This window comes from Ktedonobacter sp. SOSP1-85 (genome assembly GCF_016587415.1).
Classification (GTDB): domain Bacteria; phylum Chloroflexota; class Ktedonobacteria; order Ktedonobacterales; family Ktedonobacteraceae; genus Ktedonobacter.
This window is the reverse complement of sequence record NZ_BNJI01000003.1, coordinates 1,225,666-1,238,311: the sequence shown is the minus strand read 5'-3', so window position 1 is coordinate 1,238,311 and position 12,646 is coordinate 1,225,666. Positions and strand designations below refer to the sequence as shown.

Here is a 12,646-nt window from a genome sequence, read left to right as displayed (position 1 = left end):
GGCTACTTACCAGGGTTTAGATGGTAGGGGAACCTCGATCAGGGTGGGACGCCGGGAGGCCAGGCCTTCCTGTATAGCGGCCTGGAGCGCCTCGGGACCCTCGGCACGTATGCCCCGCACGTGGAAGGCCTGGGCCAGGGCCACATAATCTGGCTCAACGATGTCGGTCGCGATATAGCGACCCTCGTAGGTCTGGCGCTGTTCAGTCTTGACGCAGGTAAAGGTTGAGTCGTTGAAGATCACGATGACCACGGGAAGCTGTTCCTGAACGGCGGTCGCCAGTTCGCTGGAGTTGAGGAGGAAGCCGCCATCGCCGCAGAGCGCGACAACGGGCCGCTCTGGCTGGGCAACCTGCGCTCCGAGTGCCAGAGGTAGGCCACAACCAATCGTGCAGAACTCGCAGGGATGAATAAAGCTGCCAGGCTCGTAGATCGGCAGGAAGACAGTGCTGGCATATCCAAGCATGGTCATATCCGCGACAATCATGCCGTGAGGCGGGACGGCGGCACGCACACTATCCAGCAGGGCGACCTCTTCGCCGAAACGTGCTCGCGTCTCCTGGCGAATTTCGGCTCTAACCTGGCTCAACTCAGTCTCTAGCTCTGGGCGGGCGCGGGCGAGATCACCTAGTTGAGTATTGAGGGCTTGTAGAGCCTCGTGAGCGTCCGCGACAATTCCGAGCATCGCAGGATAGATATGCCCGATGACCGTAGGATCGATATCGATATGCACCAGGCGAGGTGGCAGGGGATATTGCCCATAAGCCGTGCGCTCGGCTCCCAGCTTGCTTCCCACCACCAGGAGCAGATCAGAGCTCTCCAGAAGCGGATGCAGTTCGGTATTGGTATAGGTGGTGGTCAGGACGGCCAGGGGATGGTCATTGGGGATGACGTCATGGCTCTTGCTGCCCAGGATGACTGGCGCTTGCAGGCGTTCGGCTAGCGCGATCAGCTCCTGGTTGGCGTGTGCCATGGTGACACCTGCACCCGCGAGAATCACAGGTTTGCGCGCCTCGCGCAGCAATTGGGCCGCCTGTATAATATCCGCCTCCTGTGGGCGTCGTGGCTCAAAGAAGAGGTCTTCCGCCGTGGGCAGGGTGACGGCGGCGTATGCGCGAAACAGGTCATAAGGCACTTGCAGGTAGGCTCCCCTGGCGCGACCGGAATGCATGATGCGCATGGCATCTTGAATGGCTCCAGGAATCTCCTCGACACACTCCACGGCACGCGCCCAGCCCGCGAGCGACTCCATTACCCCAAGCTGATTCTTGAGTTCGTGCAGCTCGCCACGCCCGCGAGAGGCAGTGGCGCGGGGTCCGCTGCTGCTGATGACGAGGAGCGGGATAGAGTCGGCGAAGGCGCTAGCAACGGCGGTCGCGACATTGGTGAGGCCGGGACCGGTGATGGTGCTGACCACGCCGGGGCGACCCGTGGCGCGGGCATAGCCCTCAGCCATAAAGCCCGCGCCCTGCTCGTGGCGTGCCAGCACATGGCGTATGCCGGGTGTCTTGTGGATCTCGTCGTAGAGGGGAAGTGTATGAATGCCGGGAATGCCGAAGATAGTATCGACCTGGAATGCCTGCAAGGTGGCGATGATTGCCTGCGCACCACTCAGGTGCTGCCTGTTGTTCACGCTAGAGGGTCCTCCTTAAGTTTCGCGGTGCCAAGAGGGGGATAGATTGATATTTTTCTTCTTACAGCGCAATACACGCCCCTTCTTTAGTCACTATATCTTAACCTCAAATAGCGGACAATGGCAACAAAAGTGGGTATAAGCCTGGCTAAGACGGGTAATATGGGGGATAGGCAGCCTCTACTGTTGCAGTGGCGGCTCGGCTTGTTCGGGATAAGAGGCGCGAGGTAGCTCGGAGGAGTGCCAGTCTGGCTGGTGTGTCTCGTGTGAGTACGCCTGCTCTCGCGAGGCCTGATAGCCCTGCTGATAGAGAGGTGGCTGTTGGGCCTGTACCTGAGCATTGGGAACAAAGGGAGACACATACAGCGGGGCGTTTCTCTTGCGGCCGGAGTACTCGGTCAGGTAGTAGACGAAGGCGCCTATCAGGTGGGTAAAGAAGATGACCAGCGCCCACACGACTCTGGCATCGTCTTTCAAGTAGCGGTTGCGCACACAATCAATAAGCATCCAGATCCAGAAGGCAGTAAGGGCCAGGCCGAAAAGCGCGGCGACGAATATCACACCAATAATAAGAAAAGCGATTCCCGCATCAGCCAGCGCCAGCGCGGTTTGAAAGGGGTGCACCAGAGAATTAGACCAGAATGTCGCGATCTGCATGATGACTGGCTCCTTGTTTGCTCTTGTATAGACACGCCTCTATTATAAGGATCTTTTCTCTACAAGGCAAGCACAAAGAGCAGCAAATCGCGGTTGCGCGTCACGCCTGCCTGCTTCTCGCGGTGCAAGGAAAGCGCCTTGTGTGCGCCGAGGGCTGTTTAGTTCAGTAGATGTTCAACTGATCCAGTTTAGTGTGTTAGAGGTGGCGAGGACGGGTGTATGCAACCTCTTTCGCATTGATCACACTGGTAATTTACCTGGGCATGGGATTTTTGCAGGAGGTGCTTTCTCAGCGTTACCTTTATAGCTTCCAGGGCGTGGTGCTGTTGCTCGTTGCACTCATCGCCGCGTGTCCAAAAGTCTTACGCATCAAAAAGCCATTTTTACGGGACTCTAGAGGTCATGATGTGGCTCCTGCTCTTGTGCCGAGGTCTCTTCGACTATGGGATCTTCGGCGTGGACATGAGGCGAGAAGTGCTCAAGGTGCTGAAAGGGAGCGGGGCTAGCTGCTTGCCTGGGTGTCTCTGGTGCGGGAAAGTTCTGTGCCTTATGTTCGGAGCGGCGGTGCTGGACATAGAAGAGCGCGCCAATCGCGGGCACAAGCGCGACGAAAGCGATCCAGCGTTTTCGGCTTGCCGCATCGAGTTCGGGATCGCGAATACAGTCCAGCAAGACCCAGATCCAGCAAATAATGCCCACGCCGACAATGATAAACCCCATAATATTGTCGCTTTGCATGCTCTACGCTCCTTTACTCTTGTCTACCGTTTCCTCCTCTCACTATACTCTATTTTGCCCTTGAGGGGAACTCATATTTCACACATGTTGAGCGCTTGCTTTCGCGAGGTGAGCTTGCGAGCCAGGGTAAGAGTCAGAAGAGAGTAGATAGGGTGTCATGGTGTGAAGCCCGGCATTCGCTGGGCTTCACACCATGACACCCTATCTACTCTACTAAGCGAGCTTATGAGCCTATGAGGAGGGTTGAGATGCGCTAATCTCTGCAAGCGCCCGCTCGATATGCTGTTGTAAACGCGTGGGATGTGGCCCAACGATGCGTGCGACGGGCTTGCCAGCATGGAAGACGATCAAGGTTGGTAGTCCCTGTACGCCGAAGGTAGCGCCAACGCGTGGGCTTTCATCAGCGTTGATAGTAGCGAAGCGTAATTTGCCGTCGTAAGTTGTACTCAACTGCCTGTATACAGGAGCGAGAGTATGGCAGTGTGGGCACCACTCAGCCCAGAAATCCACGACAACCGGCAGCGTGGATTGCAATACCTGCGACTCAAAATCCTGGTCATTTACGGCAAAGAGATTGTTGTGTTCCTGCATGATTTGATTTCCTCATATCTTTATCATATTGACGAACTCCGTTTCCTAAGAAGTCTACATATTCAAGTTAACTTGAAGTCAAGGGGAGATAAATATGGGAAAGTATGGTGGTGTGCTGGCTCCGCCAGCACACCACCATACTTTCCCATATTGGTAATATTTTGCAACGATTTGGTATTTTTATCCAAAATAGGGTTGACATCCTAAATCTGCGTGTGTTAATATTATGCATATGATAGGTAAAAAATACCAAATAAAAAGCAAAGATTTTAAAAGCAAGAGATTTTAAAGATTTAAAGAGTATATTCAACAGCCAGAGAAAGGTGGAGCAGACATATGGCGACACAGACATTTACCGTGCTGGGCAGGAGGCCCCATATCGTGCTTGAAGATATTGAGGGGAATGTGACCGTGCTGCCGTGGGAGCGCGAAGAGATCGCGATTGAGACGGCTGAGCCGGTCCAGGGTATCCAGCAGGAGGGCGAGCGGCTCTATATTCGCGGTTATCGTAGCGACATTACTCTGCGTGTGCCCTTTATACGCAATATCCTCTCAAGGCTGACGACCTCGATTACTGCCTCGCGCATCAATGGGAGCGTGAGCACGGATCGTGTGGGAAGCGTTGAACTGCGCCAGGTGAGCGGTAATGTCAATCTAGAGCAGACGCATGGCAGCGTGCGCCTGGAGGACCTGAGCGAGTTGGCGCGGCTGCATAGCGTTGGTGGGAGCCTGACCGTGGTGAATGCCTCTTATATTCAGGCCTGGGGCGGCGTGGGTGGTAGTGTCTCACTGAGATATGTTCGCGTGGCTGAGGTCGATAACGTTGGTGGCAGCTTCGACGCGCAGAATGTCGATGAGAAACTCATCTGTAAGCATGTAGGCGGAAGCACGACGGTCCTGGGCTGTCAGAATGCCGAGGTCGAGGTTGGGTCCACCGGAGGGAGCGTGAATATTGATGGCGCCGCGGTCCTGCACTCGGTCTCTGCGGGCGGCAGCGCCACTCTGACGGGAACTTTCTCCCCAGGCAGCCATAACAGGATCGCGGCCGGCGGAAGCGCCACGCTCACTCTGCCCGCGAATAGCGATATTGCCGTAAATGCCATAGCAGGCGGCTCCGTGAGCGGGAGCGCGCTTGAACGCAGATATGGACAGCACGCTAATGTTGTGTACGGTAACGGTAGCGCCTCTCTGATGATTACCGCAGGCGGCAGGGTAACCGTCAACGGAGATCTGCGCCCCTCGCGCTAACGAAGAATTACTCCTTGTCCACGATTGGCTGTGGGATGCCCTGAAGGTGCTTGCCAGGACCTTCAGGGCATCTTTTGTGTTTTCTTCTACTCATGACTTCTCGCGCCGAAGGCGCTGAGATGACTTGCATGAGAGATCTATAAGGGCTAGAGGTGTGAAGTAGTATAATAAAATAGTGGGAATGACATGGTGTACTGAATAATTGTAAAAGGCGTGAAATAATAGAGCATATGTTTCCCTGTGTTATCAAGCCGAGTCAGGCGTTTGTTAGCGCAGTGTTTCTTGTTGAGGAGGAAAGTTTATGCCCGCTAAAGTGACGAGTCCTATTCGTTCGCTAGGTGTGCTGACTGGTGGTGGCGATGTGCCGGGTCTGAATCCGGCGATCAAGGCAATTGTGTATCGTGCGGAGACAATGGGGATACGCGTGGTGGGTCTACGCGCTGGTTGGGAGGGCATTACGCTCCTCCAACGTGAGCAGGGGCTCGAGAACCTTATCTTTCGCGCCGAAGATCCCAATACCTGGGATGGCGGTTATGTCGTCCCCCTGACGCGGCTGAACACGCGTGATATCGACCGCGAGGGCGGCACAATCTTGCAGTCCACGCGTACCAATCCAGCACGGATGCAGGTCAAGGATCTGCCCGCGCATCTAAAGCAATATGGCGAGGGGCGCGATCCCGAGGAGCGCGTGGACCTGACGGATGAGGTGATCGCCAATATGCAGTTCCTGGGCCTGGATGGCCTGGTGGTAATCGGCGGCGATGATACGCTGAGCTATGGCGCAAAGCTGGTCGAGTGTGGCATCCCGGTCTGGGGCATTCCCAAAACGATGGATAACGATGTCCCCGGGACCGATTACTGTATTGGCTTCCAGACGGCGATCAGCCGCGCGACTGAGTATATTAATCGCATCCGCTCGACGGCGGGTTCGCATAGCCAGACGGTACTATTCCGTATCTTTGGCCGCGACGCGGGCTTTACCGCGCTGGAAACAGCGGTTGTCACCTGGGCGGACCGCCTGATTATTCCCGAGGTGCCAGTCAACATTGATCGCCTGGCTGACCTGGTGATGCACGACCGGCATAATCCGATGCACTACTCGATGGTGGTCCTCTCCGAGGGCGCCAACCTTGGCATACCTGTCCCCGAAACTGGACCGGCGGATGCCTATGGTCATCGCAAGAAGGTCAATGTGGCCGAATTTCTAGGTGAAGAGCTTTCCAAGCGCATCCATGGCGTGCGCTTCCTACCTATCGACCTGACCTACTTCCTGCGTAGCGGCGAGCCTGAAGTCTACGATAAGCACGTAGCCATCTTCTTCGCTAACCTGATCATGAGCATGGTCGAGAAAGGCGAGCATAGCGTAATGGCGGCCTATCGCAATGGTGCCTTCATCGCCACAGATATCCCCGGCAAGAATATTCCCGCGCGCCGTGTCGATCCCGCCGAATACCACGAGGAACGCTATCGCCCCCGCTTCGAACATATCAGCGGCGTCTACCAGCCCCAGTAGAGAATGCGATCATAGTTCAGCGTCGGACCGCCTTCAGGCGGCCCGGCGCTGAACTATGATTCTACTCTTTTATGTAGCGTTTATCTCCCCTGAAACGTTCTCAAAGTAAGAGGTTAAATAGTTAGAGAAAAAGTGGGGCAGGTGCAGGTCTATGTCGAAGCAAGTGAACAAATCAGTTCTCACGGAAATAATAAAAGAGCAATCAGCCAGGTTATTCAAGCAGATCAGGCTAAGGCGTTGGCGAGCATCGCTTATGGATGTAGGGAAGCGAGCAGGTATTGGCCTATTTCTGCTCCAGCTTGCAACCGCCTTTGTCTTGTTGGTAATCTCCTCGCTGCGCAATAAGCGCCAGCGTCTCAAGTCCTTTCCCCACTTTCATGTAGGCGAGGTGCGTGTAGGGGAGAATCGTTTGCAGCTGTATAGCTTTGGGCGTGAGCTATACGATGATATGCTTGCGGCCATTGATAGTGCGCAGGAATGCGTCTTCATCGAGTCATTTATCTGGAAGGATGACGAGGTTGGGCGCGCTTTCAGAGATCACCTGGCGCGTAAGGCGGATGAGGGCGTCGAGGTATATGTCATCTACGACGGCTTTGGCAACCTCGTGGTGCCACGTGCGTTTAAGCACTCGTTTTCCACAAATATGCATGTTCTTGAATACAAAGCCATTCGCCGCCCCTGGCATATCTTTGATCCACGCTGTTACTCGCTGGACCATCGCAAGCTGTTGATAGTCGATGGTCAGACGGGTTTTATCGGGGGCTATAATATTGGTAGCCTCTATGCGACGGAGTGGCGCGATACGCACCTGTGCATCAAGGGTCCAGGCGCTGGATACCTGGCCAACTCGTTTATCCAGTTCTGGAATCGCTTTCAGTCTCGGGGGCATATGATTAAGCGACGTTATCCGACTGGCTTTGATCCCCTGGTAACGGTGCATGGAAATAATGCTTTACGTCTGATCTTCCCAATTCGCGACATGTACATCGACGCCATCGACCGGGCGCAGCGCTGTATTCTGCTTACCAATGCCTATTTCGTGCCCGATCATACGCTTTTAGAAGCTTTAAAGGCGGCGGCGAGGCGAGGCGTAGATGTGCGCGTCCTGGTACCCTGGATCTCGAACCATATCCTGACAGACTGGGTCTCGCATGGCTACTTTCAGGAGTGTCTCCAGGCGGGGATACGCATCTTCAGTTATCGCCATGCCATGCTGCACGCCAAGACTTGCATGATTGACGATCAGTGGACCACCATTGGCACGGCGAACCTGGACCGCTTGAGTTCTATCGGTAATTATGAGATCAATGTCGAGATCTACAGCGAAGAACTGGCCCTTCAGATGCGCGAACTCTTTGAGTGCGATACCTCGGATACCTTTGAGTTGACGCAGGAGAGCTGGCAGGAGCGTCCCTGGTACACAAAAGCGAGCGAGAGAATTTTGGCCCCCTGGCGTTTTATGATGTAGTGCCTCTCGAAAACCTGAGCGCGCTAGTGCTAGCCGCGGGAGCGGCGTTGGTTTTCGCATAAGGAGGTAGGAATTATTTTTTAAAGGACGGATGAAGTACATAATGGGACGGAGAATCCTCGGAATTATCCTCTTATGTCTGGCGCTCTTAATCATTATTAGTATTCCAGTGGCCCTCTTCACTCCGGTAGGCGGCACGGTTACTAACCTGTTTGCGCCACCTACGCCGACCCCCACGCCGCGGCCTGTGCTCACGGTTCGCGGCACGCCGCCCGCTATAGGCAGCAAGATCGCCTACCTGGTAGATGACGATACCGGCAATGTGCTGGTCAACGTCAAAGGTCGCGAGCGCGTACCCATGGCGAGCACAACCAAGATCATGACCGCTATTTTGACTATCGACAAGGCCGACTTGAACCAGGTCGTTACCATCAAACAGGATGCTGTTGACGAGGCCAAGGTTCACAATGGTAGCAACGCGCAACTGGTGGTTGGCGATCAGATTCGCCTGAAGGATCTGCTCTACGCCCTGATGTTGCCCTCGGGGGACGACGCTGCCACCGCCATCGCTGACTCTGTCGCGGGTTCCCAAACGCGGTTTGTCACCATGATGAATGCCTACGCCAAACAGCTCAAATTGCAGAACACGCACTACATCAACGCCGATGGCCTGACCTATGAGGGCAAGGATGGCAAGCCCGATCCCAACCACTACACCACAGGTGAGGACCTCGTCAAGCTGACACGCTATGCCATGCGCAATCCCCTCTTTGCTCAGATTGTGCAGTTGCAAAAGTATGTCTTGCCTGCTAATGGCGTGCATCATGCTTATGACTGGGAGACCACCGACACCATGCTCAGCACCTACGCGGGCCTGACGGGCGTGAAGACGGGCTTCACAGGCGAGGCTGGCTACTGCCTGGTCTTCTCGGCCTATAGTTCAGGTCATCGCCTCGTGGGGGCCGTCCTGGACGCCAAGGATGAAGAGGAGCGCTTCAAGGACGCCAGTTCACTGCTCGATTGGGCCTTTGCCTTACCAGTCCTGCCTCCCCCGGCGCCCAAACAATAAAAGATGAGTGAAGAGTGAGTGGTGAGCTGGCTCCGCCAGCTCACCACATTCCCTTACCACAAACGATTATTGATGGCCCCTTACAGATAGTGCGCGAAGTAGCTGAGTACGCGCTGGGTGTATTCCTGGGGATGGGCCTTGAGTGCGCCTGTGTGGCCACCGCTGGGCGCGATCCACTCTTGTTTTGGCTCCCCGGCTGCCGCGAAGAGCTGGTGCTCGCCCGAGGGAGGCGTGGTCGCATTCTGGTCGTCGGCGGAATGAATAAGAAAGACGGCCCGGGGCGCGATCTGATTGATGACCGCCAGGGGGCGTGTATCGGCCAACTTTGCGCCTATAAGCTGGTCGACGAGAGCTGGCTCGTAGGGCAGGAGAGGCAGCGTCAGGCGTCCGATCGGGACATCATACATACGGTCTAGCTGGGCATGTTCATCGATCCAGGAGCTATCAGCCACCGTCGCCAGGATCGCTGGCTCGCGGGCCGCCGCCAGTAGGACAATTCCCGCGCCAAGCGAATTCCCCATCAGGCCAAAATGCTTGTTCAGCAGGTCCGAGCGCCCTTTGAGGTAGCGCACAGCTCCCAATACATCATCTGGCTCGCGTGCGCCCAGGGTAATCTCCCAGCCATCGCTCGCGCCACAGCCCCGGCTATCATAGAGCAGGACATTATAGCCAGCCTGGTAGAGGAAGCGTGCATTGGGCAGCATGCCCATGCGATTCTCCTTAAAGCCATGCACAAGGATGATCGTGGGCGCCTTGGGCGAGGCCAGGGCCAGCCAGCCCGAGAGGCGCACCCCATCTACGGCCTGAAACTGGACATCCTGTACCGGAACACCGGCTGAGGTGGCCTGGGGCACAAAGTGACGCTTATTCTCTACAAGCGAATAGCCCCGGATGGCAGGGATAATCGCCCAGGCCAGAAATAACACAACAAGGCAGAGACCAAGCAGAATCTTGAAGATAGAAAAGGGCTTGCGCGCCCTTTTCGCTGTCGTGTTTATGGTAGGGTCCAAGCTTGCTTGGACTTCTCTCTCTTTTGCCAATGCAAATATTCCCCTTCACATGTTTATAGTGTCATTGTGGTTGATCAGATTATAGCAGGCAAGCATAGACAAGAGCTGTGAAGCAAGCTACAGAAATTATATGGTGATGAGATGTGCTTCCGGGTTGTTTGCAGCAACCCGAAAGCACATCTCATCACCATAGTAACAAGTGTTTACCTGGCGGGAACAGGCGTGCGTCGGGAGTCGCGCATAAACCAGACGTAGCTGTCTTCCAGGCTGGGATCGAGGGCTATGACGTCGGAACTGGAGGGCTTCTCGCCCACAATGCGGTACTGGACGCTGTTGCCCATGTTGAGGGTCGAGACAACGGTAAAGTTGCCCTCGGGCTTCTGGCCTGGGGTGGTGACTTGCCAGACCTTGCCATGTGTCTCCTCGAGCATGCTCATGATTGTGCCCTGGAAGAGAACGCGCCCGTTCTTCATCAGGGCCAGTTGCTGGCAGGTCTGGGCGATATCCTCGATGATATGTGTGGAGAGGAGCACGGTGCGCTCGCCCGCCAGGTCTGAGAGCAGGTTGCGGAAGCGGATGCGCTCTTCAGGATCGAGGCCCGCCGTTGGCTCGTCGACGATGAGAAGCTGGGGATCATTGAGCAGGGCCTGGGCGATGCCCACGCGGCGTTTCATGCCACCGGAGAAGGTCTTGAGCTTGCGGCGAGCGACATCACTGAGCGCCACGGTTTCCAGTAGCTCGTTGACGCGTTGCTGGCGTTGCTTGCGCTCGTCGAGGCCCTTGAGGATGCCGATGTAGTCCAGGAACTCATAGGCCGAGAGATCGGGATACATCCCCAGGTCCTGGGGTAGGTAGCCCAGGACGCGCTTGACGGCTGTACGTCCACGTTCAGTGGTACCATCATAGCTACCGACGCGAATTGAGCCCTCTGTCGCTGGCAGAATGCCCGCCAGGATGCGCATAAGCGTAGTCTTGCCCGCGCCATTGGGACCAAGTAGGCCAAACATCCCGCTGGGGATAGTCAGGTTTAGATCCTGAAGGGCATGTACGCCTCCGCGATAGACTTTGGTTAGATGCTGAATTTCTATCTGCATGATAATTATTCTCCTTAAACTATTGCTGTGCCTGTTGCCACTTCATAAGCGCTACAAGGACGATTAAGACCAGGGCCGCGAGGCCCACAAGCAGACCCAGGCTTATAAAGCCATTTACTAGAGGCGTGGGGTTGGATGAAATGAAGAGCTGATCGCGACCGGGAAAGAAGGCGCGGCTAAGATTATCGCCTATGGGTGTGAGCAGGGTATAGCTCAGGGAGGGGATCTGGGGATTGTGCAAGAGATTGCCCCAGAACCAGTAGCCAACGAAGAGAAACTGGTAGAGCGGCACCCACATGACACGTGGGCAGGCCAGCGAGAACGCGCTAATGAAGAGCAAACCCGGCAGGCTGACCAGGGCGAAGACGGCCACCGCCTGGGGAAGTACCAGCCAATCACCGGTTTGAAACAGGATATAGAGAACGCCAAGCATATAGATGGTGAACAAAGGGAGTGAGGCGGCTCCCAGGCCGCCCAGGTATTTACCAAGCAGGCGCGAAGACAGCGCATTAGGTAGAGAGGTAAAGAGTTCTTCCACCTGCGTCTTGCGGTCACGGTAGAGACGATCTGCCATCATCAGCCCGATACCAATGGGGAGCAGGATACTGAGAAAGTCCATCCATACCACCAGTGTCGAGGTCGAAGACTGCTTATTGACATGTTGCGCATAGGAAACGAGAAATGTGCTACGACCCGTCGAGGCGAGGATGAGGAAGACAATAATCGTCATCGTAATCCAGAGCGCTGGTCGACGAATCTGCATGCGGAACTCGTAGCTGAACGCACCCAGGAAGCTTGCGAGCTGTTTCATAGTTTTATGCCTCACTAGAACTTTTCAACACGGCTTCAGTATTATGCGTGAGTAGCCAGCCGATGAAGAGGAGTGCCGCCGCGATGGCGCACATCTGCCAGCGCGCAGTCAGCCAGGCTCCAAACGTGTTTGAAGTCACCAGTTGAATGGGAGTAAGCGTCGTCGCGAAGAAGAAGATCGAGTGCAGCCAGTCTGTCGCCTTCAGATAGTCCTTGAAGAGGATCTCCAGAAGCCAGATGGCACTGAGGACAGTTGTGCCCGCGACCCAATTGCGCAGGAGCGCGCCCAGGCAGAAGCCCGCACAGACGAACCAGGCCAGCGGCGCGATCCAACCCAGTTGCGCCAGGAGGAAGCTGAACACCAGCGGCCAACTGCCCAGGTCGAGATGGAGCAAGCTGAGATTGGCCATAGCGATAATCAAACTGGTAAACAGCTCGACCAGTATGCACCAGCCGAGCAGTAGCAGCAGGCGACGCAGTACCGTCAGATGGTAGAGGCGAGGCACCGTAAGCTGGATCTCAATAGCCTGGTCATAGCTGGTGAGCATTACCGTAATAATGCCCGCCGCTAGCGGCAGAATCATCTCCAGCCCACCCATCAGGAAGCGCGGGAGGACGCTATTATTGCGCAGGTAGACGAGTAGCAGCGAGAGCAGGCCAAAGCTGAGCATGCTCACAATGGGAGTGAGCGTAACCTTCCCTCCCATCAGTTTCAGTTCATAGCGCAGTCGATCAAGAGACATCGGGAACTCCATTTCCATATATAGTTGAATTAAAGTCTGTAGGGTCCATGCTTGCATGAACTCTGAGCAAAGC

At 55.5% G+C, this 12,646-nt stretch carries 12 protein-coding genes; 4 read left to right on the top strand and 8 right to left on the bottom strand.

Features of this window, described 5'->3' with window-relative positions; translation table 11 throughout:
- Window positions 1–6: 6 nt before the first annotated feature.
- From KTE_RS43485 to KTE_RS43470, 4 genes are all read right to left on the bottom strand, one after another.
- The gene (locus KTE_RS43485; protein WP_201393260.1) at window positions 7–1,632 is read right to left on the bottom strand and encodes a thiamine pyrophosphate-binding protein; all 1,626 of its coding nucleotides are present in this window, start codon (window positions 1,630–1,632) and stop codon (window positions 7–9) included.
- A gap of 180 nt (window positions 1,633–1,812) precedes the next feature.
- Entirely contained in the window at window positions 1,813–2,289 is a 477-nt protein-coding gene (locus tag KTE_RS43480) for a PLD nuclease N-terminal domain-containing protein (RefSeq protein ID WP_201393258.1), read from the bottom strand.
- Window positions 2,290–2,682: 393 nt separating this feature from the next.
- On the bottom strand, window positions 2,683–3,027 hold the full coding sequence (locus tag KTE_RS43475; RefSeq protein ID WP_201393255.1) for a PLD nuclease N-terminal domain-containing protein: 345 nt from the start codon (window positions 3,025–3,027) through the stop codon (window positions 2,683–2,685).
- 231 nt (window positions 3,028–3,258) lie between these two features.
- Complete coding sequence (locus tag KTE_RS43470; protein ID WP_201393253.1) at window positions 3,259–3,618, bottom strand: co-chaperone YbbN; 360 nt, start codon at window positions 3,616–3,618, stop codon at window positions 3,259–3,261.
- 336 nt (window positions 3,619–3,954) lie between these two features.
- Between KTE_RS43470 and KTE_RS43465 the strand changes: the two genes are divergently transcribed.
- From KTE_RS43465 to KTE_RS43450, 4 genes are all read left to right on the top strand, one after another.
- Complete coding sequence (locus KTE_RS43465; RefSeq protein WP_201393251.1) at window positions 3,955–4,866, top strand: hypothetical protein; 912 nt, start codon at window positions 3,955–3,957, stop codon at window positions 4,864–4,866.
- Window positions 4,867–5,167: 301 nt separating this feature from the next.
- Window positions 5,168–6,379, top strand: a complete 1,212-nt coding sequence (locus tag KTE_RS43460) for a 6-phosphofructokinase (protein ID WP_201393249.1) — start codon at window positions 5,168–5,170, stop codon at window positions 6,377–6,379.
- A gap of 151 nt (window positions 6,380–6,530) precedes the next feature.
- Window positions 6,531–7,847: a phosphatidylserine/phosphatidylglycerophosphate/cardiolipin synthase family protein gene (locus tag KTE_RS43455; protein WP_201393246.1), complete on the top strand. Its 1,317-nt coding sequence runs from the start codon at window positions 6,531–6,533 to the stop codon at window positions 7,845–7,847.
- Window positions 7,848–7,950: 103 nt separating this feature from the next.
- The gene (locus KTE_RS43450) at window positions 7,951–8,916 is read left to right on the top strand and encodes a D-alanyl-D-alanine carboxypeptidase family protein (protein WP_201393244.1); all 966 of its coding nucleotides are present in this window, start codon (window positions 7,951–7,953) and stop codon (window positions 8,914–8,916) included.
- An 80-nt stretch (window positions 8,917–8,996) separates the two neighbouring features.
- Here KTE_RS43450 and KTE_RS43445 read toward each other — a convergent pair whose 3' ends face one another.
- From KTE_RS43445 to KTE_RS43430, 4 genes are all read right to left on the bottom strand, one after another.
- A complete protein-coding gene (locus KTE_RS43445) occupies window positions 8,997–9,926 on the bottom strand; it encodes an alpha/beta hydrolase (RefSeq protein WP_201393242.1) in 930 nt (309 codons plus the stop codon).
- Window positions 9,927–10,129: 203 nt separating this feature from the next.
- On the bottom strand, window positions 10,130–11,020 hold the full coding sequence (locus KTE_RS43440; protein WP_201393240.1) for an ABC transporter ATP-binding protein: 891 nt from the start codon (window positions 11,018–11,020) through the stop codon (window positions 10,130–10,132).
- A gap of 19 nt (window positions 11,021–11,039) precedes the next feature.
- Window positions 11,040–11,831: a hypothetical protein gene (locus KTE_RS43435; RefSeq protein ID WP_201393238.1), complete on the bottom strand. Its 792-nt coding sequence runs from the start codon at window positions 11,829–11,831 to the stop codon at window positions 11,040–11,042.
- A 4-nt stretch (window positions 11,832–11,835) separates the two neighbouring features.
- Window positions 11,836–12,573, bottom strand: a complete 738-nt coding sequence (locus KTE_RS43430) for a hypothetical protein (protein WP_201393235.1) — start codon at window positions 12,571–12,573, stop codon at window positions 11,836–11,838.
- Between the last annotated feature and the right edge of the window lie 73 nt (window positions 12,574–12,646).